Here is a 19576-nt window from a genome sequence, read left to right as displayed (position 1 = left end):
TACACTAGCAAAATAGCTCTCAATGAATGTAAAACTATACCTGTTGGTGCAAGCTTGTACAAATAGTGCGCAGGGTGCTGAGTGCTTCTTTTTTTCCCTTCAACTGTATGGTGTTAGCCAGCACTGAAAGGTCTCCTCCACTCTCGACGGCGCTTTGCAGTACGTGAAGGTGGGGCGACGAAGTCACCTTATTCCAGTTAAAGGTTAAAGCGGCGGTCAGCCACGGAAGGTAGTCTAAAAAGTTGAGTTCGCCTTGTGCAAAGGCGCTTCCTAATTCCTGCCAGCGCCTTTGACGGGCTTTATCGGGCATAGGAGTCTGGTGTATTGCCGCGAGTAACTGCTTACTTACATGTGCAGGTAAGGTTTTTGAGTGCTGACGAAAGGCTAGCTCGCAATGCAAGTACTGACGAAGGCGCAGCAGTTCAGTACGGCTATAAGCTGTCAAAGGGTGAACAAATATCGCGGACGGTAAGCGGCTAGCAGGATCGGGCTTATGTCCTACGCGCACGGGAAACCAGTTGTTTTTATCCCAGAATGAAAGAAGCTCTGGGCTGATACCAAAACTGGTACCGAGGGCATCGAACCCGTGCTTTTGAGCCCATTTAGTAATAGCCGCGAGAGCTGCCGAGCCATAGCCAAAACCTTGGTACTTAGAGGCCACCGCAATACGTACGACCCGCAAGTGGCGCAAGGCGGCTAGGGCAGGCGACTTACCGTAATAGGCGTACGCCTGGGGTAGCAACTGCCCCGGTAAACGCCGCTTGCCACGGGCAACTGAAGAAGCAAGAGACTTTTCTATGGGACCTTCCGCACTTAACCAAGTAACCCCTAGCACCTGTTTTGTGTCGGTTGTTACTTGCCATTGCACCAATAAGCGTTGGCTGGGGTCGTCCAGTAGTCGCTGAATATCATTCGGACTGGTTTGGTAATGGGCTTCTACCAATAAGCGGAAAATAGCGAAGCGCTCTGCGTGTGAGTATTTGTGGCAGTGAGAAAATACATACTCAACAGTCCCTGTGGCTTCTGTTGCATGTGATTCTGGGGGCCGAATACTGGTATGTACTTGGTCGTTTGGATAAAGGCCAAATGCTAAGTTATTTGCACGCTCCAGAGCATCGCCCTGTTGCCACCGCATGGGTTGCTCTAAGTAAATTGTATAGAGTGAGGGGAAGTGCTCCTTGAGAACATGTACAAAGCGAATAATAAAGCCACGGCCAGCGTACTCGTACCCTTCGGTGGTTGTGGCAAGCACTAAACACCCAGGAAAAGTAAGCGCCGCGTTTTGCCCAGGCATAGGCAAGGTTGCCGCCTCGTCGATGAGTAGCAAGTCCTGTTTATTAAAGCCGTGTGTTGCAAGTTGGTCAGGCGGAAGAAAAATTGCGTCTGGTGCCTTGGCAAGCAGTGGTGCTGCTTGCAGCTTGGAAGGTGCGCATATAAACCGTCGTGTGAAGGGGTAGGGCATGCCTAACCAATGGGCAAGGGTTGCAGTTTTCCCGCGGCCACGAGGAGCATACAGCACAAGGGCTTGGCGACCTTCAAGCTGCTGTAACTGCTTAAGAGCCTGCCGCTGCATGTGATTTGCAATAAAGGGCCGAGGCGCCTGAGCAGCCGTTTGTTGTATTGGCCAGCCTTGAAGCCATTGAACGAGCTCCTTACTGGAGCGGCAATGGAAAGTCTGTTCTGAAGGAAAGGAGCCTTGCCAATGTTGCAGTGAAGGTATGTCGGCTGTTTCTTGATCGAGGGCGATAAGAAGCAAACCTGCACCTTGCAGCGTTCCTGTCAGCCCAACCAGTGCATTAGCATTCCATGAGGTGTCAAGCCGGTAATAAAGAAGCGTATGCTCCGTGCCGAGCAGAGTACGAAAGTTAGCGACCTGATGAACAAACACCGCCTGCAGCTTTTGCAACTGCTGTTCAACTAGCTCTAAGCTGGCTTTGTTTTCCGGAAACCAAAACACGACAGCCCGGTGTTGCCGGGCTGCTTGCTGTGAGTAATATGTGCTGAGAGCAGCTGTCATTGAAGTTTATTAGAACAAAGCCGCGCCGAAGTAAATATCGAGCACAGTGTTGATAAATACAACAGCTAGAACAACAGGAATAAAAGAGCGTAATGAGAAGTTAATATAGCGCTGTAACAGGCTTCCCATGTACTGATTGCTACCGTCCTTCAAGCTTTGGTTAAAGTTGTCTTGGCGCCAATACCACACTACAAAAAGACAAATTAGCAAACCATTAAATGGCAGCACGGTTTGGTAGAAAACGTCTTCAATGAGGTCGAAGAAGGACTTACTTTTGCCACCGTAAGTGAGAAGGTTGGTGAAGTGGTCGACCATACCGAACGAAGCAGTCGCAACCAGCGTTAAGACCCCCATGGTTAATGCGAGAGTGCCTAAGGCTTTCTTACGGCTTATGTTGTACTTACGTACAAGAGTAGCTGTGGGTACCTCAATGATGGAAACTAATGAGGTGATAGCCGCAAAGAACACGAGTAGGAAAAATAAGGAAGCAACAGCGCTGGCGCCTATATAGCCAATACTGACTTCAAGAGCCATAAATATTTTCGGTAAGAAGGTGAAAATCATGGCCACAGAGGAGTCGCTTAAGTCGCTAGGGTTTGTGCTGGGGTCAAAGTGGAAAATGGCAGGTAATACCATTAAGCCAGCGGTAAAGGCAACTAACGAGTCGGCGATAGCAACGAGCTTAGCCGAGCCAATAAGGTCGTCATGCTTACGCAAATAGCTACCATAAGTAATAAGAATACCCATACCCAAAGACAAAGAGAAAAAGGCCTGTGAAAGAGCGCCGCTTATTACTGTGCCGTTAATTGCCGAAAAGTCTGGAATTAAATAAAACTTCACGCCGGCAAAAGCGTTGTCGAGACTAAGCACAAACACCACCATGAGCAGCAGCATAATGAAAAGGGCAGGCATCATGATGCGAGCGGCAAACTCAATACCGTTTTTAACGCCCATTACCAGAATGGCATACACTAAGGCGGCAACGGCAATTAAGTAAACAAAGACTAACTTGCTATTAATAAAGGTACCAAAATAGGCGGGGTCGGCAATGGTACTAAGCCCACCCGTTAAAGAAAGCACTAAGTAGCCAAGTATCCAGACAGTGACTACCATATAAAACACACCAATCATGAAGGGGGTGAGCACGGCTAACCAACCAGCAAATCGCCATTTGCTAGCTGCGCCAGCAATACCAACATAAGCGCCTTGAGGGTCGGACTGAGTGCGACGGCCAAGCCCCATTTCCGCCAGCATAATAGGGATGCATAGGAAGACGACAAACAAAGCATAAATAATGAGAAACGCACCACCACCGTTTTTTGTTGCGGCAACAGGAAAGCCCACCATGTTACCAATACCAACGGCAGATCCAGCAGCAGCTAAGATAAAACCTATGCGGGAGCTAAAGTGTTCACGATTCTCGCTCATAATGACCCTATTATTCTTGTTTTTAAAGGAATGTTAACCATGCTTTATAGCAGGTTTGCTAGCGAGGGCGCAAACCCGACCAGCTGCTTTATTACCTCTTTTGCGGCTTTTCTGACACATAAACGGTAATTTCAGCGCATATAACAATGGTACCGTCGCTTCGAGCTGCTTCAACTTGAATGGGTACATCGCCAAGCTGCCAAGCCTCAGGGGCTATGGAAGCCGTTACTTTTATATCCGAGTCTGCTTTCGCTGTGTAAGACACTTTCATTTCCTTTGGAATCCAGCGCAAGTGCGGAGGAATAGAAGCTTCTGCCACAGCTCCCATAGCCATCTCCAATCCATTGCACAAGGCAATGGCATGAACTGTCCCTATATGGTTTTGTACGGCTTTACGTTTTTTGAAAACCAGCTCGCAGCGACCAGGCTCTAGATGTGTAATAAGCGGTTTTATGGTTTTAAAGTAGGGTGCTTTGCGGGCAAAAAAAGCAGAGAACAGCCGAGCACCGAAGGGTAAAGCACGCATTTTGTGATAGATGCGGAGTAAATAGTTTTTGTTGTCTGTCGTCATAGGTCGTCCCTGTGATGTTTGTGTGAGTTCACTATTCAAAGAAGGATACTGGTATAATGGGCTAAATCCTAGCTACTGCTTAGCTACGTGTGCGGCATAAGCTGCGTTACTGACAATGAAGGAAATGAAAATGAGTGGATTACCTGCTTGCCCAGCGTGTGGCTCTGAATACACCTATGAAGATGGCTTAATGATGGTGTGCCCTGAGTGTGCGCACGAGTGGAACCCGGAAGCTGCTGCAGAAGCAGAAACGGAAGAGGTAAAGGTTTTTAAAGACGCCCATGGGCAAGTATTAAACGACGGTGACACAGTGACCGTGATTAAAGACTTGAAAGTGAAAGGCTCGTCAACAGTCGTAAAAGTGGGCACCAAAGCGAAAGACATTCGCTTAATTGATGGTGACCATGATATTGACTGTAAAGTAGACGGCATAGGTCCCATGAAACTCAAGTCGGAGTTTGTTAAAAAAGCATAGCCTTTCAAACAGCCCTCGCATAGAGGGCTTTTTTATATCTTGTCCAGGGCATCTAGAAAGTTCGGATTGCGAATTTGCGAGGGTTCTATCCTCAATTGCCAAGCCAGCTGGCGCGCTTGCTCAGCCCAGTCTTGCTTGCCTTGTAAGTCGCTAACACTGGCTAAATGCAATAATAACTGACGAGCTCCATGGTCATCTTTTAGCCACGCCCTAACATGCAAAGCACGTAAACCAACTTGTTTGGCTTCATCATAACGCGCTTGTGTAGCATAAAGTTCAGACAGTTGCGTTAACGTACTGGCAATGCCAGGCCGAAAAGTGAGCCGGCGGTATATGTTATGGGCTGCATTTAGCTCGTGCTCTGCAAGGTGTGGGGAGTGTGCAACATGGTACAAGGCATTTAAGCGCAGCACCCGCGCTTGGTACAGCGGGTTACTTGTGGGCATGCTTTGTACTTGCTCAAGCCAAAGCGTGTTGTTAGCGTCTTGCTGAAAAGCGATATCGGCTCGTAAAATAAGTGCGTTTAGGTATAGCGGGCTGGTGTTATCATACAGTGTGAGAAACTCTTCCACATACTCTAATGCGTGTGGGGCATTGTCTTCTTCAAATTGAATACGTGCGAGTAATAACTTGGCTCGCCAGTACAAGTTTAGTTCTTCCTTGGCTTTGGCCAAGTCTGCAGCATCATGAGCAACGCGATATGCCCGCTCTCTTGCACCTACCAAGTAAGCAGTTTCCGCAAAGTTTAACAAAGTAAGCGCAAGTGCGGCTTGGTTGTCGATACTGCGGTAATGGGCACTCGCTTGTTCAAACAAATACATGGCTTCGCTATATCGGCCTTGTTGGTGTGCTTGAACTCCTTGTTCTAGCAGCATATTGCTTTGCTCACTTGCATAGGGCGGGGGCGGTGTTTTACTGCAGCCGACGGCTGTTGCAGTGTAAGCTAACGAGAGTACAAAGACTCCGGCGAGTTTCCAATGTCTATTCATGAGGCACTAGCTCCACTTGTTGTTCACTGTCTTTCTTGCCACCTGAAAATAGCCAGCTCTGTGACATTTGGTTGAGTAGCCTATTGGCTTGCTCCGTTAACAGATTGACTCGAATCATCAGGTCGGGTAATTGTTGCGTTTCAGGCTGAATGGCAGCTAAGGCTTGATTGACTTGCTCAAGCATGGTGACCGTTTGGTTAAATAACTCGCCCAACTGTGGTGCCGCGTTGCTTAGCTCATTCACTGTAGGGGCCATGCCTGTGAGTAGCGGTGCAAGCTCACTGAGACGACGATCGACAGAATTGAGCACGTTGCCAGTTGTACCTAATAGGTCTGCCAGCTGAGTAGCAAACTCAGGGTTATTTAGTAGTTGCCCAAGGCTGCCTTCACCAGCGTTTATCTTTTGAGCCATTAGGCTAACCTCACCTGTTAAGTTGCTCAGGTGATGGACTGTTTTTGCCACATCATTTGGCTCGATAGCTGCAACAATGTCTGAAACATGGGCTATGGTTTGCTCTAAATTAGAAAGCACAGGCCGCACTTGAGCCATTAAATCGTCCATGGACATGGGGGTATCGACCACAAGAACTGCACCATCTTCAATTTCCGGGTAGGACATAGTTCCCGTGGAAAATTCAATGCTACTTCGGCCCAGTAGTGATAAGCGCAATTTAGGCGTAGAGTCGGTACGTACCATATGGGTATAGCTTTCATAAATACGTACACGAATACTAATGCTATTTTCAGGGGTGACTTTTACCTGATCGACACGCCCAATTTGAATACCAGAGCTTAATACGGGTGTGTCTAATGTTATGTCTTCTGCATTTTGCACATGTAGTTCGATATGTTTGTAGTTTTCAAATAAATGTAAATTTGAAGCGTTTAGGGTAAAAAGCCCAACCAACAAGGCTAACGCAACGATAACAAAGACTCCAACCAACTTCTCTTGAGCAGAATAGCTCATGCGGTGTATGTAATGAGGCTTTTTTGTGGGGTGTGTCATAGCAATGCTTACTCCGAAAGCTGAGCCAAAAAGTCACGCACTTCTACGCGCTCACTTTCTATAAGGCTGGTCCATGATTGGAAATAGGTTACCTTGTTCGGCCCTATAAAATATATTTTGGTGGCATATTGACGCACAAAGTGTAGTGAGTCGGTTGATACTATGAGCACTTTATTACGAGACCAATGTCGCAGAAATGTATTCAACACTGAGTATTCGTAGGGCGCCAAGCTATGCCAAGGGTTGTTCAGTACCAGCACCTTCGGCTTTAGCATCAGTGCTCTCGCAAGGGCTAGTTGCAGACGTTCCAAGGGCTCTAGGTAGGCAGGTAATAAGTCACTGTCACCTTGATAACCAAGTTCAGCGAATAGTTCGGTCGCTTTTAATAGGGCTTGATCACGGTCATAAATACCATGGTATAAAGCGGGAAATATCACATTGTTCATGCCACTTAAAACCGAAAGCAACGGCGCTTCTTTCGAAATATAAGCAATTTCTTGCCGCAACAAGCTCCATTGCTTAGGCGAGATAGACTCAATGGGTTCTTGATTAATAAAGAGGTCCCCTTCCGCAATTGGATGGAGTCCTGCCAGAGCCCGCAAGTAAGTGTCTAATATGTTCTCTTTTGAACCGATAAAGCAAATGATATCGCCAGGCGAGGTATTCAGTTGCAAAGGTGACTTAAGACCCTGAGTAAGCGTAGGTGAAAAGTTTACCGCAGTTATGCTGCTTTGTTCTGTCGATGCTGTTTTCATAATATTGGCGGCTGCATAAAAAGTACAAATATGGCGTTAAGCACAAACACAATACCTATGCTGTTCACAATAGCCCGCTGCGTTTGCTGTGGCAGTTCAGTGCGTGAGCGTTCTACCTGCAAAGCGTGATAACAAGCAGTTGCGCCAATAATGATGCCAAATAATAGATTCTTCACGAGGAAGATAACCAAGTTATATGGATGCAAAGAAGCGGCAATTTCTGGCAAGTAGTTAAAATACCCAGGATCGTGACTAAAGGCTAAAAAGAAAACACCCGTAACAATGGCAAAAAACGCAAAATAAATAGCTAACATAGCTTGGGCTAAACCAGCGCCAAGCACCCGAGGGGTAATAAGGAAGTGGTTTAAGTTAATGCCTAACATTTCAACCCCTTCAAGCTCTCGATTTAGTTTCATGTTGCCAAGGTCAACGGTAATAGCAGATCCGCTGCGACCAATTAACAGAATAGCTGTTAGTAGAGTACTCAGCTCGAACACCACCACGCGCACCAAAATATCGATAACTTCAGTGCGGTCGCCAATTAACTGAATGGTTAAAATGATTTGGCTGGTAACAGCTAGGCCCGATGCAAACGCAAGTAAAGAAATGGCGGGTAAAGCGTCAATACCGGAGAAAATAAGCTGTCCCACCAAGGTTCGGTAAGAGCCTTGGTTTAACCGAAACACACCTTGTTGATGAGGGTTCAGCGCTCGAAGCGTAAACAGCAATACGGCAAAACCATAGCTAAAAGGACGTATGGCTTGGCGGCCAATAAACCCAGGGAAACGCAATATACGCTGCATCATTTATAGGGCCAATATAGTAGGGGGTTGTTTTATTTATGTTACAAACTTAGCAGGGTGTGGGAGGAATTACAATTGGACAAAAAAAGCCGGCGGGGAGCCGGCAAAAAAAACGAGGGAATAATTGCGTACTAATACATCATGCTGTACAGCTTATTACGGTACTGTGAAGCCAGCGGATCACCCGCGGGTAAATTATTTAAAATATCCAGTGTTTGCTTGCGAGCGTCACCATAAGCCATGTCTTTTTTCAGTATAGCAAACATCAATTCAAGGGCTTCTTGGTGACGTTTCACTATATGATATTGCACGGCTAGCTTTTGTTTTAGCGCAAGGTTGTCGGGGTCGGCCTCTAGCTCGGCTTCAAGAGCGCGTATTTCCGGGCTGTCAGCTGCGCTTTCTGCTAACTCGATGGCCGCTACAATTTGTTGATAATGCGGGCTTGCCTGCTCTGCAATGGTGAGCGTACTCAAAAGCTCCTTTGCTTGCTCTGTGTGACCAATGCGTGCTGCGGCATCTGCATATAGCATGCGCGCATCCGTATTATCAGGAAGTAACTCAAAGGCTTGCTTTGCCAGTGTGTAAGCGCTTTCAAAGTCTTCATTGGCAAGCGCTTGCTGGGCCTCACTCATTTCTTTATCGCCAGGCTGTGGTAAATGCTTGCTAAGTAAATCGCGAATGGCTTGCTCTGACTGGGCACCCGCTACGCCGTCTACCGGCTGACCGTCTTTAAACACCATTAATGTGGGCAAACTACGAATTTGGAACTGAGCTGCAAGCTCCTGCTCTGCCTCGCAGTCGACTTTGGCTAAGATCAGTGTGTCGGTATAGTCAGCAGCAATGCGCTCTAAAATGGGCATCATCTGCTTACATGGTTCGCACCAGTCGGCCCAGAAGTCGATTAAAATGGTTTTGGTTTTAGACTGTTCAATAAGAACATCACGAACATTTGCTGCTGTTAATTCGACTATGTTGGTGGCTTGCACGATAACCTCTTACGATTGTTTATTGTCTTAACTGAACAGATGGGGCCAAAATTCACGGTTTCAAGGTGTTAGCCTAAGAGCATTTTCAGCAGTTTTGTTTTCAATGAGGTAAACGGTGGGTACCGCACATCTAACTCAAAAGAGAACGAGCGGGTGACCACAGGTTTGAGATGACTAAAGGTGTCGAACCCCCATTTACCATGGTAACGCCCCATACCGCTGCCGCCTACGCCGCCAAAAGGAATTTTAGGGTTCAGCATAAACGAAATGGTGTCGTTGATGCATAAGGTGCCACATTGAATAAAGTGTTCTGCTTGGCGCAGTTCTGTTTTGTCCTGACTAAATACATAGCAAGCCAAAGGCCGTGCCTTGCTACGAATAAAAGCATAGGCTGCAGGAACGTCTGGCACCCCAATAACGGGCAAAATAGGGCCAAATATTTCCTCTTGCATTAACGGGCTTTCCGGCGAGCAGTTATCCACAATGGTGGGCGCAAAGTAATTGGTTTCTAGGTCGTATTCGCCACCATATAAGGACGCACCTGCGAGCGCCTCAGGCTCAATAAGCTTAGCCAAACGCTCCACGTGACGCTTGGCAACAATGCGGCCATAGTCGTTACTTTCGTCTGGCGTGCTACCATAAAAAGTGTGAATGGCTTCTTTTAATGCGGCCACCAACTCCTCATGAACATCTTCTTCGACCAACACGTAGTCGGGCGCAATACAAGTTTGCCCAGCGTTAATAAACTTACCCCATACAATGCGCTGCGCCGTTACTTTAATATTCGTGTGCTTGCTCACCACCACGGGGCTTTTACCACCGAGCTCTAGTGTGACGGGCGTTAGGTGTTCCGCAGCTGCGCGCATAACAATTTTCCCTACTTGTCCGCCACCCGTATAGAAAACGTGATGGAAGGGAAGTGTTAGCAGTTCATTGGCTACGCTGGCGTCACCTTCTAGCACTTGCACGCAGCTGGAGTCTAAGTACTCGGGCACTCGTTTTGCTAACACAGCCGCAGTAGCAGGGGACACTTCAGAGGGTTTTAACATAACGCAGTTGCCGGCTGTTAGCGCAGCAATAACGGGCGCTAATGAGAGTTGTAACGGGTAATTCCAAGCACCCATAACCAGCACCACACCTAACGGCTCAGGCACTAGGCGTGAGCGGGCAGGCTGTATAGCTAAAGGACTGGACACGCGCTTCGGTTTGGTCCATTTAAAAAGATGCTTTAACTGGTAGCGAATGTCGCTGAGTAAAAAACCAATTTCTGTTACCCAGGCTTCCGTAGCAGGCTTGCCTAAATCCTCTGCAAGGGCTTGAATAAATTCCGCTTTATGGGTGCGTAGCATAACCGCTAATTGCTCAAGTTGGCGCCGACGCCAATGTAAGTCGTAGGTTTTATGACTTAAAAAGGTGTCGTGCAAACGTTCAAAGTGCGTATGGATAGGTGCTGCTGAAGTGTTCATAATGTCCTCACAATTACGTGTTTGTTTAATCTATACGAGAAAGAGAAGGAGGGCTAGTGAAGTCGTCTTGCGCTTGTTATAGCGACACTATAAAGTGGGGTTAACAGGTTAGACCAGAACACTATGGGACGTACATGAATGACAGCACAATATAATAAAATGTTAGAGCCACTTGACCTTGGCTTTACCACAATAAAAAACCGCGTGTTAATGGGCTCCATGCATACGGGACTTGAAGAAGCGAAAGGTGGCTTTGAAAAACTTGCCGCATTTTATGCAGATCGTGCTCGCGGCGGCGTAGGCCTTATCGTGACAGGAGGCATTAGCCCGAATGTGCGGGGCCGGCTTGCTCCCTTTGCTAGCCAGCTAAGCAACCGCCTACAAGTTGCGAAACATAGGAAAGTTACAGAAGCAGTGCACGCTGCAGGTAGCAAGATTTGTATGCAAATTTTGCATGCTGGTCGGTATGGGTACCATCCCTTTAGTGTGGCACCGAGTGCTATTCAAGCGCCCATTACTCCTTTTAAACCGAAAGCCATGAGTGTTCGACAAATAAAAAACACCATCCGTCATTATGCGCGGGCCGCAAAGCTTGCTAAAGCTGCAGGCTACGACGGGGTCGAGATTATGGGCTCGGAAGGCTACTTAATTAACCAGTTTATTTGCAGCCGTACCAATAAACGGACGGACGAATGGGGTGGCAGTTACGAGAACCGAATTCGTTTCCCTAAAGAAATCATGAAAGCCGTGCGGGCAGCCGTCGGCGATGACTTCATTATCATTTACCGCTTATCTATGCTGGACTTAGTGGACGAGGGCAGTACCCTCGACGAAGTTATTACTCTGGGTAAGGACATTGAAGCCTTAGGTGCCAATATTATTAATACGGGGATTGGTTGGCATGAGGCGCGGGTTCCCACCATTGTGACCTCGGTACCGCGTGGTGCTTTCCGGTGGATTACCGCACGACTAAAAAAAGAGCTGACGGTGCCTATTGTGGCCACGAACCGTATTAACACGCCGGAGGTTGCAGAAGAAATTCTACAGAACGATGAAGCAGATATGGTGTCCATGGCGCGACCCTTCCTAGCCGATCCAGACTTTGTAGTGAAGGCTGCAGCAGGAAAGGCCGACCGAATTAATACTTGTATTGCCTGTAACCAAGCCTGCTTAGACCATGTTTTTAAGAATAAGCGTGCTACCTGCTTAGTAAACCCATTAGCGGCGTACGAAACTGAAATTGTGATGCACCCCGTTCAGCAACAGAAAAAAGTGGCTATTGTGGGAGCTGGGCCTGCTGGCCTTTCGGCTGCATGTTTTGCTGCCGAGCGAGGCCATGAAGTGCATTTGTTTGACAAGGGAAGTGACATTGGTGGGCAATTTAATTACGCCAAGCAAATACCTGGAAAAGAAGAGTTTCACGAAACCATACGCTATTACCGCAATCGTCTAACCGACGCAGGGGTGCACGTTCACTTAAACAGTGAGCAAAGCGTCGAGTCGCTAAAAGCAGGGGGCTACGATGACGTAGTGATTGCAACAGGGGTTGAGCCTCGTGAGCTTGACATAGAAGGGGCCGACTTGCCTCATGTATATGGTTATTTAGATGTGCTAAGAGACCATAAGCCAGTGGGTAAACGCGTGGCTGTTATTGGAGCTGGTGGTATTGGCTTTGATGTGTCGGAATACCTAACCACAGTGGACTCCCCAACCCTAGATGTGCAGCGTTGGCATAAAATATGGGGTATTGACCAGACCTATGCAGAGCGAGGCGCATTAGCAGCAATGCCGGCGGATCATGCCAAACTTGACCCGAACCCTCGACAGGTTACCTTGATGCAGCGTAAAGAAACAAAAGTGGGTGCTGGGCTGGGCAAAACCTCTGGCTGGGTGCATAGAAACACCTTGCGCGCCAAGGGCGTCAAAATGCTCGCAGGGGTGACTTATGAAAGGATTGTACCGGAGGGTATTCAAGTAAGTGTTGACGGTAAGTCACAGCTTATTGAAGCAGACACCATTGTGGTTTGCGCAGGTCAGTTACCGCTACGAAGCTTGGAAGCGCCGTTAAAAGCAGCGGGCATTCGAGTGCACCGGATAGGGGGCGCGGATGTAGCAGCGGAACTGGACGCAAAGCGTGCTATTCGCCAAGGTGCTGAATTAGCAGCGGCGCTGTAAGCTTCTGAGCCTGAGTGTGCAGCTAATGCTGCACACGAATAAGGTTGTCAATATTATAACCCCAGTCATAGGCTTTCGCAGTGACTTCGTCAATGAGCCCTTGGCTGGGGTTTGGAGTACGGCTCAGTAACCAGAAGTAGTCACGGGAGTCGCTGACAATCACTGCGTACTCATATTGGCTGCCTAGCTCGGCAATGTAGTAGCCACCTGTAAAAGGCCAGAAAAAGCTCACTTTAAAACCGGCATTCAAACCTGCTACAGGCTTTGCTAAACCAATGGCGGTTTGCCACCGGCCCTTCTTACTATGAAAGCCTCTATTTGTGACCTCAATGGTGCCGTCATTATTTAGACGATACTCCGCGGTAACCTGAGTGAGATTTTTTTCGAACGAATGCGGTAAGCGTAATACTTCATACCAAGTGCCTGCATAACGCTCTGCTTGAAAGTTTTGAATAGGGTTTACAACCGGCGTTACTTTTTTATTGTGTACAGCAAAAAAATAAACGCAGGCAGCAACTCCTGCAAGACCTACCAGCCATTTAATACTCAGCATATATTCTACCCTTACCCGCCATTTTATAGGATTGTGCGTTACAATACGCACCATATACACTTTTAGATGACGGGGAAACCCATGCGACTCGATAGATACATTTCTGAAGCGACGGGAATAAGCCGAAAAGAAGCCACCAAAGCACTGCACCGTGAAGAAGTTACTGTGGACGGAGTGGTGCACAAAAAAGGGGCCTTCCAAGTGCCAGAGGGGGCAAAAGTGGTGTTAAACCATATTCCTTTAAAGGTTTTGGGGCCCACGTATTTAATGATGCACAAACCCCTGGACTGTGTGTGTGCCAATGACGACCCAGTGCATATGACAGTGTTTTCATACCTAGATGTGGCAAACCCAGCCAAGTTGCACACGGTTGGTCGGTTAGACTTAGACACTTCAGGGCTTTTACTGATCACCAACGATGGGCAGTGGTCGCACCGTATAACGTCTCCTAAACGGGAATGCAGCAAAGTGTACCGAGCTTGGCTTGCAGACCCGCTTACACCGGCCGATGTAGAGGCTTTTGCTGCGGGCTTACAGTTACGCGGAGAGGCCAAATTAACGGCCCCTGCGACATTAGAAATAGTGTCGGAGCGTGAAGCTTTAGTGACAGTACACGAGGGACGATATCATCAAGTGCGACGTATGTTTGCTGCTGTAGGTAATAAAGTAGAACAGTTGCACCGGGAGCAAGTGGGCGAACTTGTGCTCGACCCTGAACTCGGCCCAGGCGAAACACGGGAGCTTACGCCTGAGGAAATTGCGCTGTTCTAGCCGATACCGAATAAGCGTTGATACATATGGCCGGCGTAGTCGTCGGTCATACCCGCAATGTAGTCACAGAGTGCGCGGTCTGCACCTTCCTGCCCGCCTTCTTCAAACGCTTTTTCCCAGCGCTGGCGTGAATTGCTTGGCAGCAAACGAGCAGGCTCTGCATGAAAAGCACTAAATAGATTAAGCAACATATTCTGGCTGCGGTACCTTAGCTGCTGTATCTCCGGAGTGTTAATAACATGTTTAAACACCACAGACTTCAAAGCTGAAAGCAGCTTCGCTTCGTCGCTGGGCAACTCCACGTTGTAGCGAATAAGAGGTTCTTCCACCGACGGCAAAGACTCCACCACCTGTACAGCCGTGACAAATATATTGACCATAGCGCCTATGGCGTTTTTACGCTCATGGTGTTCGCTTGAAAACAGCAATAATTGCAGCTTTTTCATAAGCTGTTTCAGGCTAGGAGATAGCTGCTCTAATTGCTCGTCCATAGAGGCATGCCAGTCAGCTTTAGTTAGTGTACCTGTCACCACAGCGTCTTCTAAGTCGTGCACACCATACGCAATGTCATCGGCTAGCTCCATCATGGAGGCGTCGAAGGACTTGTGTAGCGAGCGCTGAAAGGGCGACGTGGGAAAGGTTTCGACTGCTTGGAAATAAGCGCGGTCAGACTCTGACAAGGGAGCGAGAACCCAGTCGAGAATGTCAGCGTCTGCATGGTATAAGGCTTTGGCTGGTTTCCAAGGAGCCAAGCTAGGTGGGCGCTCTACCTGCTTTGGCACTGTAAGTTGCGGCATAAGCACTGGGTATTTTAATAAGCCAAGCAGGGTACGCCGGGTTAAATCCATACCATGTTCCGCATGATAGCTTTCGAGCTTTCCGACAATTCGGAACGTTTGACCATTTCCTTCAAAGCCACCGCTAGCGAGCATTTTATAGTTTAATGCGGTTTCCCCACCATGACCAAAGGGAGGGTGGCCAATGTCGTGTGCTAGGCATAAGGCTTCCATAAGGTTACCGTCGGGTAGTAGCTGTTTTGCTTTTTCACAACCTTGTTGCTGAAGTTGGTTAATAAGCGACGCCCCAATTTGCGCTGCTTCCAGGCTATGGGTTAAGCGCGTTCGGTAAAAGTCGTTTTCCCCTACGTTCATAATTTGAGTTTTCGATTGCAGGCGACGAAAAGCAGCTGAGTGTAATATCCGAGCACGATCCCGTTGCCATGGGTTTCTAGAGTCACCTGGGCGAGAGGGGGCGTCGTTTGAACGTCGTTGCTGCCAACAATCTGTCATGAAATTGCTCCTTGAAGCCAAAACATCAAAAAAGTTATAAAGCTTGTGCCATTAAGTAGCGGTGCTCATTTTTACCAAGCGCGTGTTCAATAAAGTCTAACCTTACAAAGCTTAAACTTTCGTACAGTTGAATGCCCGCTTTATTTTCAGGGGCTACGGTTAGTAAACAGCGCGTATAGCCAAGTTCTTTCAAGTGAGACTGACCAAACACAGTTAATGCACGGCCAACCCCTTGGCCGCGTGCGTTGGTGCTAATAAGTAATGACATAAGCCAGCAACTGCCTGCTTGGTCCGCTGGCGCATATAATGCGTAACCAAGGATGTCCCCTTGCTTGTCTTCGGCCACAATACAAAGGGTTGGCCACTGCATAATAGCCTGTGCAATAAACGTTGCAGGATAGCCTTCGTAGCTGTAGGTCTCATATTCTAAAGCGGTAATGGCTGAAATGTCAGAGCGGAGGGCTGGGCGTATTTTCATGGGCATAACCTAAGTTGTAAGTATCACTCGCGAAGTGGGGCTGTTCACTTTAAAATGGTGAACAAATATTGCCAGAATTCCGCTTTTCGAGCCAGTGCCGAGCCGGCTGTAGCGGGAAATAACTAAATTAAAATCAAGGAGAGTTCATGTTGGTTCCTATTATTGCGCTTATCGTCGGTCTGGCGGTTTTGGTGTGGAGTGCCGATAAGTTTATTGAAGGCGCAGCAAACACGTCAAAAGTGCTTGGCGTGCCTCCTTTAGTCATTGGTATGTTGGTCATCGGCTTTGGCACCTCTGCCCCAGAAATTGTGGTGTCAGTTTTTGCCGCAGCCCAAGGGAACCCAGGTTTAGCCTTAGGAAATGCATTTGGCTCGAACATTGCCAATATTGGCTTGGTCTTAGGTTTAAGTGCGCTATTACTCCCCATGACAGTGAGCTCAGGGGTATTGCGACGCGAATTACCCATATTGCTAGGGGTCACTTTGCTTGCGGGCTACCAGTTAATTGACGGTGAGGTAAGCCGAGTTGACGCCCTCGTGTTACTGGCTGTTTTTGTAGTTGTGCTGCTGTGGACGTTGCGCCAAAACGGTGGCAGCGACGACCCCTTGGCAGCAGAGCTAGAGGAAAGCATGGGAAGTGAACAAGCACCTTTGAAGCACTCTGTTACTTGGTTAGTAGTGGGACTCATACTGCTGGTAGCTAGCTCCCGGCTGTTGGTGTGGGGGGCCGTTGAAATTGCCGTCGCCTTGGGGGTGGACGACCTTATTATCGGCCTGACCATAGTGGCCTTAGGGACATCTCTTCCGGAGTTGGCTGCCGCTATTGTAGCTATTCGTAAGAAAGAGCACGACTTAGCCCTTGGTAACTTGATTGGCTCCAACTTATTTAATACGTTGGCTGTGGTCGGTTTTGCCGGTTTGGTTGCTCCTATTTCTGTGGCAGAGGAAGTGCTATATAGAGACTGGGCACTTGTTTTAGGCTTAACGCTACTGCTCACCTTATTTGCCTGGCGGCCTAAGTCCTGGTTGCCGGCGCGTCCCGCACGCATCAACCGGTTAGAAGGCAGTGCTTTTTTGCTAATTTACTGTGCCTATGTAAGCTGGTTAGTGATTGGTGTTGTACTGAACTAGGAGAAAGAAGGTGGTGACAAAAAGTATTGAACTAAGAGCAAACAGGCTCGCCTGGGCGGGTCTTATTCCCTTTATAGGGACTGCTATTTTAGGTGCGTTTAACCTTTGGGTCGATGTGCTTTTACAGGTGTTTCTAATTTACAGTGCGGTTATTTTATCTTTTTTAGGGGGGATACACTGGGGCTTAGCCATGGCGGGCCAGCTTGAGCGACCAGAGCTCAGAATGTTGCTGTGTATGGCACCGGCATTGGTGGCATGGCTTGCGGTGGCAGCACTACCTGAGATTATTGCTTTACCTGTGTTGGCAGGCAGTTATTTGCTGTGGTTAAACTATGACTTGAGCCAAGTGACGGCCCCTTGGTACGAGCGTATGCGCCGGCCCATTACTTTTGTGGCTGCAGGAAGCCACTTTATTTGGTTTACCGTGCTTATGACAGCCATACGAACCGCTAGCTAATTATTTTTCTTTATGAGTAAACACGCCGTCCCAGTTGTCTGGGGGTGGGGTGCTTAGGTAATTCTCGCAGCGTATAAGATACAACTGGGCGACTTGGTCATCGGGGTATAGGCCCAAGTGCTGCTGGAATGCTTGTAGTGCCTCTGCAAAGTTTGCTTGCTCATAGATGGACAGGGCATTTTCAAAACTTGCCACCATGGCCTGAACTTGCTCGTTTAGTTGCTCTTTTTTGCCAAGCAACTGAAAAATCTCTACAGGAGCAAAACGCCCTTTGACTCGTACTTTGTCTACTTTACGAAGCAAAAACAGGCCTGTTGGCGCTATCTTTTGCTGGGTTATCTCGCTTATTAAAATATCTACCCCGTAGTTCTTTGTAAGGCTTTCTAGGCGAGCGCCTAAGTTCACATTATCACCAAGCACTGTATAGGCCATTCTGAACGAAGACCCCATGTTGCCCACGTTCATTAAGCCCGTATGAATGCCAACCCCCATAGCTAATGCTTGCTTCCCTTCTTGCACAAACTCGCGGTTTATTTCTGTCAATGCTTCTTGCATAGCGAGGGCTCCTTCCACTGCATGCAGGGCGTGCTTTTCATCGGACAAGGGGGCGCCCCAAAAAGCCATAACGGCGTCGCCCATATATTTGTCTATGGTGCCTTGGTGTGCGTGAATGGCCTGAGTTACAGGGGTTAACAGCCGGTTCATAACCTGGGTTAACTCAGCGGGCGGAATTTTCTCACTAAAGGTGGTAAAGCCACGTATATCGGAAAACAGTACGGTGAGTTCTTTTTCTTGCCCTGCCATATCTTGTGCTTCTGGAGAAGCGACAATGTCTTTTACTAATTCCGGGGGGATATACATACCAAATTGATCCGCCACTTGCTTTTTAGCATGGCTTTCACGCCAAAAGTTTAAGGTTAAATGCCAAACCGTCATGAGGGCGGTGAGCAAAATAACAGAGGCAATAGGAAGAACCAGGCCCTGGTGCCAAGCGTACATATTCCCGGTCACTATGGTGCCTAACAGAAACAGACTTAAGCCAATAAGTTGGACTGCTCGCAGCCGAGGATAAAGCCAGGTCATGAGCAGCCCCAGAACAAATAAAGTGAGCACGGTAATGGCTAAGCTGTAGCCAGGCTCGGAACGAAAGCTCATTTGCAACATGCCAGCCAAAACATTGGCATGAATTTCGACTCCTGGGAACACGGCACCTACCGAAGTTGAACGCAGATCCATCAAGCCGGGGGCAGATGTGCCAAGTAAAACGATTTTGCCTTCTAAAGACTCAGGTTGAACGCGACCTTCAAGCACATGAGCGGCCGAAATGTAGGGAAAGTGCTCACGCTTGCCAGCCCAAGGTACAAGTACAGCGGTATGGGGGTCGGTAGGAAAGTAAAAGCCGCCCACATCGATGCCTTCTAAATGCAGCATGCCAGCAGCAGGTACAGCGTCAAGGGTTACGGGTGGCTGCCCAAGCAGAGTATAGAACATAGCTAATGGCAAGCTGGGGTAGAGCTGTTCATGCCAGCGTTGCACCAGCGGTACACGTCGGAACACACCGTCGCTGTCCACCATGGGGTTATCAAAAAAGCCACCCACACTGGGCGCGGGCTGTACCGTAAAGGCATTGCTGGTATAGCGCCTAGGCTGATAAATGGGGAGCTGCTGCCAGTCAGTCTCTGAATTGGTCACCGTTAATGGGCGAGGGAGTACGCCACTTGACGGGGTGACTTGACTTGCTTGACCTGTATCAAAATAAAAAGAAGGCACGACCGGGTAAGCGGCAATAACTTGGCGTAGCAGGTCGTCGCCACTTGGGAACGGAGGGCTTTCGGGCAGCCCAGGGTAAGCTTGATATAACTCTTGCCACTGCTGCTCCAGTAGGTTTGTTTCTGGCTCGGCAAAAATAACGTCAAGACCGGCAAACTGTATGTTGTAGTCTTCAAAAAGAGTAAATAAAAGTTGAGCGACTTGCGCACGGGGCCAAGGCCATTGACCTATGGCTTGCAAGCTCTCTTCGTCGATATCAACAATCACGATGCTTGGGTCTTTGGCATCGGAAAGGGTGGCTAGTACTCGCTCATCGTATGTAAGCCATTCCAAGCGTTGTAAAACTTGAGAGGGCCATATGCCGACTTGTTCGCCTAAAACAACAAATAAGATGAGCAGGCTTATGCAGGCTTGGGGAAATGAAGAAGTAAACTTTAAACGCGGCACCCGGGTGTCC

At 48.3% G+C, this 19576-nt stretch carries 18 protein-coding genes; 5 read left to right on the top strand and 13 right to left on the bottom strand.

Going from position 1 to position 19576, the window contains the following annotated elements; translation table 11 throughout:
* Positions 1-34: 34 nt before the first annotated feature.
* The 3 genes from CWE15_RS09620 to CWE15_RS09610 all read right to left on the bottom strand — a co-directional run bounded on the left by CWE15_RS09620 (position 35) and on the right by CWE15_RS09610 (position 4016).
* Positions 35-2017 (bottom strand): GNAT family N-acetyltransferase, encoded by a 1983-nt coding sequence (locus CWE15_RS09620; RefSeq protein ID WP_126757877.1) that lies wholly within the window; start codon positions 2015-2017, stop codon positions 35-37.
* 9 nt (positions 2018-2026) lie between these two features.
* Positions 2027-3445: a sodium-dependent transporter gene (locus CWE15_RS09615; protein WP_126757876.1), complete on the bottom strand. Its 1419-nt coding sequence runs from the start codon at positions 3443-3445 to the stop codon at positions 2027-2029.
* Positions 3446-3536: 91 nt separating this feature from the next.
* Positions 3537-4016 (bottom strand): hotdog fold domain-containing protein, encoded by a 480-nt coding sequence (locus CWE15_RS09610; protein ID WP_126757875.1) that lies wholly within the window; start codon positions 4014-4016, stop codon positions 3537-3539.
* Between the two features lie 130 nt (positions 4017-4146).
* Here CWE15_RS09610 and CWE15_RS09605 point away from each other — a divergent pair, with 130 nt between their 5' ends.
* On the top strand, positions 4147-4491 hold the full coding sequence (locus tag CWE15_RS09605; protein ID WP_126757874.1) for a zinc ribbon domain-containing protein YjdM: 345 nt from the start codon (positions 4147-4149) through the stop codon (positions 4489-4491).
* Positions 4492-4523: 32 nt separating this feature from the next.
* Here the strand turns inward: CWE15_RS09605 and CWE15_RS09600 are convergent, their stop codons facing one another.
* The 6 genes from CWE15_RS09600 to CWE15_RS09575 form a co-directional block, all read right to left on the bottom strand.
* Positions 4524-5480: a YfgM family protein gene (locus CWE15_RS09600; protein ID WP_126757873.1), complete on the bottom strand. Its 957-nt coding sequence runs from the start codon at positions 5478-5480 to the stop codon at positions 4524-4526.
* Positions 5473-6486 carry an MlaD family protein gene (locus tag CWE15_RS09595; protein ID WP_126757872.1) on the bottom strand — a complete coding sequence of 338 codons (1014 nt, stop codon included), beginning with the start codon at positions 6484-6486 and terminating at the stop codon, positions 5473-5475. Before CWE15_RS09595 ends, CWE15_RS09600 begins: the two co-directional genes overlap by 8 nt.
* Before the next feature lie 8 nt (positions 6487-6494).
* Positions 6495-7241 carry an ATP-binding cassette domain-containing protein gene (locus CWE15_RS09590; protein ID WP_126757871.1) on the bottom strand — a complete coding sequence of 249 codons (747 nt, stop codon included), beginning with the start codon at positions 7239-7241 and terminating at the stop codon, positions 6495-6497.
* The gene (locus CWE15_RS09585) at positions 7238-8047 is read right to left on the bottom strand and encodes an MlaE family ABC transporter permease (RefSeq protein ID WP_126757870.1); all 810 of its coding nucleotides are present in this window, start codon (positions 8045-8047) and stop codon (positions 7238-7240) included. Before CWE15_RS09585 ends, CWE15_RS09590 begins: the two co-directional genes overlap by 4 nt.
* A 128-nt stretch (positions 8048-8175) precedes the next feature.
* Positions 8176-9030: a thioredoxin gene (trxA, locus tag CWE15_RS09580; RefSeq protein WP_126757869.1), complete on the bottom strand. Its 855-nt coding sequence runs from the start codon at positions 9028-9030 to the stop codon at positions 8176-8178.
* Between the two features lie 68 nt (positions 9031-9098).
* A complete protein-coding gene (locus CWE15_RS09575; protein ID WP_126757868.1) occupies positions 9099-10496 on the bottom strand; it encodes an aldehyde dehydrogenase family protein in 1398 nt (465 codons plus the stop codon).
* A gap of 138 nt (positions 10497-10634) precedes the next feature.
* Here CWE15_RS09575 and CWE15_RS09570 point away from each other — a divergent pair, with 138 nt between their 5' ends.
* Entirely contained in the window at positions 10635-12671 is a 2037-nt protein-coding gene (locus CWE15_RS09570) for an NADPH-dependent 2,4-dienoyl-CoA reductase (RefSeq protein ID WP_126757867.1), read from the top strand.
* A gap of 22 nt (positions 12672-12693) precedes the next feature.
* Here CWE15_RS09570 and CWE15_RS09565 read toward each other — a convergent pair whose 3' ends face one another.
* Positions 12694-13224 carry a lipocalin family protein gene (locus CWE15_RS09565; protein ID WP_126757866.1) on the bottom strand — a complete coding sequence of 177 codons (531 nt, stop codon included), beginning with the start codon at positions 13222-13224 and terminating at the stop codon, positions 12694-12696.
* An 81-nt stretch (positions 13225-13305) separates the two neighbouring features.
* Here CWE15_RS09565 and CWE15_RS09560 point away from each other — a divergent pair, with 81 nt between their 5' ends.
* Positions 13306-13995 carry a pseudouridine synthase gene (locus CWE15_RS09560; RefSeq protein ID WP_126757865.1) on the top strand — a complete coding sequence of 230 codons (690 nt, stop codon included), beginning with the start codon at positions 13306-13308 and terminating at the stop codon, positions 13993-13995.
* Here the strand turns inward: CWE15_RS09560 and CWE15_RS09555 are convergent.
* On the bottom strand, positions 13992-15284 hold the full coding sequence (locus tag CWE15_RS09555; protein WP_126757864.1) for an anti-phage deoxyguanosine triphosphatase: 1293 nt from the start codon (positions 15282-15284) through the stop codon (positions 13992-13994). The genes CWE15_RS09560 and CWE15_RS09555 overlap by 4 nt on opposite strands.
* Before the next feature lie 34 nt (positions 15285-15318).
* Positions 15319-15762, bottom strand: coding sequence for a GNAT family N-acetyltransferase (locus CWE15_RS09550; RefSeq protein ID WP_157980747.1), 444 nt, complete (start codon positions 15760-15762; stop codon positions 15319-15321).
* Between the two features lie 146 nt (positions 15763-15908).
* Between CWE15_RS09550 and CWE15_RS09545 the strand changes: the two genes are divergently transcribed.
* Complete coding sequence (locus CWE15_RS09545; protein ID WP_126757862.1) at positions 15909-16892, top strand: calcium/sodium antiporter; 984 nt, start codon at positions 15909-15911, stop codon at positions 16890-16892.
* A 13-nt stretch (positions 16893-16905) separates the two neighbouring features.
* Positions 16906-17349 (top strand): DUF3429 domain-containing protein, encoded by a 444-nt coding sequence (locus tag CWE15_RS09540; RefSeq protein ID WP_157980746.1) that lies wholly within the window; start codon positions 16906-16908, stop codon positions 17347-17349.
* Here the strand turns inward: CWE15_RS09540 and CWE15_RS09535 are convergent, their stop codons facing one another.
* Positions 17350-19566 (bottom strand): CHASE2 domain-containing protein, encoded by a 2217-nt coding sequence (locus CWE15_RS09535; protein WP_126757860.1) that lies wholly within the window; start codon positions 19564-19566, stop codon positions 17350-17352. It abuts the gene before it with no gap.
* Positions 19567-19576: the final 10 nt, after the last annotated feature.

Source organism: Aliidiomarina taiwanensis (assembly GCF_003987015.1).
Taxonomy (GTDB): domain Bacteria; phylum Pseudomonadota; class Gammaproteobacteria; order Enterobacterales; family Alteromonadaceae; genus Aliidiomarina; species Aliidiomarina taiwanensis.
Note: the sequence above shows the minus strand (reverse complement) of the source record. Positions and strands in the feature narration are given on the sequence as shown.

Bases quoted from the DNA above. Each gene is read 5' to 3' on its own strand.
- CWE15_RS09565 (WP_126757866.1), bottom strand. From the start codon at position 13,224: ATGCTGAGTATTAAATGGCTGGTAGGTCTTGCAGGAGTTGCTGCCTGC.
- CWE15_RS09600 (WP_126757873.1), bottom strand. From the start codon at position 5,480: ATGAATAGACATTGGAAACTCGCCGGAGTCTTTGTACTCTCGTTAGCT.
- CWE15_RS09550 (WP_157980747.1), bottom strand. From the start codon at position 15,762: ATGAAAATACGCCCAGCCCTCCGCTCTGACATTTCAGCCATTACCGCT.
- CWE15_RS09610 (WP_126757875.1), bottom strand. From the start codon at position 4,016: ATGACGACAGACAACAAAAACTATTTACTCCGCATCTATCACAAAATG.
- CWE15_RS09620 (WP_126757877.1), bottom strand. From the start codon at position 2,017: ATGACAGCTGCTCTCAGCACATATTACTCACAGCAAGCAGCCCGGCAA.
- CWE15_RS09605 (WP_126757874.1), top strand. From the start codon at position 4,147: ATGAGTGGATTACCTGCTTGCCCAGCGTGTGGCTCTGAATACACCTAT.
- CWE15_RS09590 (WP_126757871.1), bottom strand. From the start codon at position 7,241: ATGAAAACAGCATCGACAGAACAAAGCAGCATAACTGCGGTAAACTTT.
- CWE15_RS09595 (WP_126757872.1), bottom strand. From the start codon at position 6,486: ATGACACACCCCACAAAAAAGCCTCATTACATACACCGCATGAGCTAT.
- CWE15_RS09570 (WP_126757867.1), top strand. From the start codon at position 10,635: ATGACAGCACAATATAATAAAATGTTAGAGCCACTTGACCTTGGCTTT.
- CWE15_RS09585 (WP_126757870.1), bottom strand. From the start codon at position 8,047: ATGATGCAGCGTATATTGCGTTTCCCTGGGTTTATTGGCCGCCAAGCC.
- CWE15_RS09575 (WP_126757868.1), bottom strand. From the start codon at position 10,496: ATGAACACTTCAGCAGCACCTATCCATACGCACTTTGAACGTTTGCAC.
- CWE15_RS09555 (WP_126757864.1), bottom strand. From the start codon at position 15,284: ATGACAGATTGTTGGCAGCAACGACGTTCAAACGACGCCCCCTCTCGC.
- CWE15_RS09560 (WP_126757865.1), top strand. From the start codon at position 13,306: ATGCGACTCGATAGATACATTTCTGAAGCGACGGGAATAAGCCGAAAA.
- CWE15_RS09615 (WP_126757876.1), bottom strand. From the start codon at position 3,445: ATGAGCGAGAATCGTGAACACTTTAGCTCCCGCATAGGTTTTATCTTA.
- CWE15_RS09545 (WP_126757862.1), top strand. From the start codon at position 15,909: ATGTTGGTTCCTATTATTGCGCTTATCGTCGGTCTGGCGGTTTTGGTG.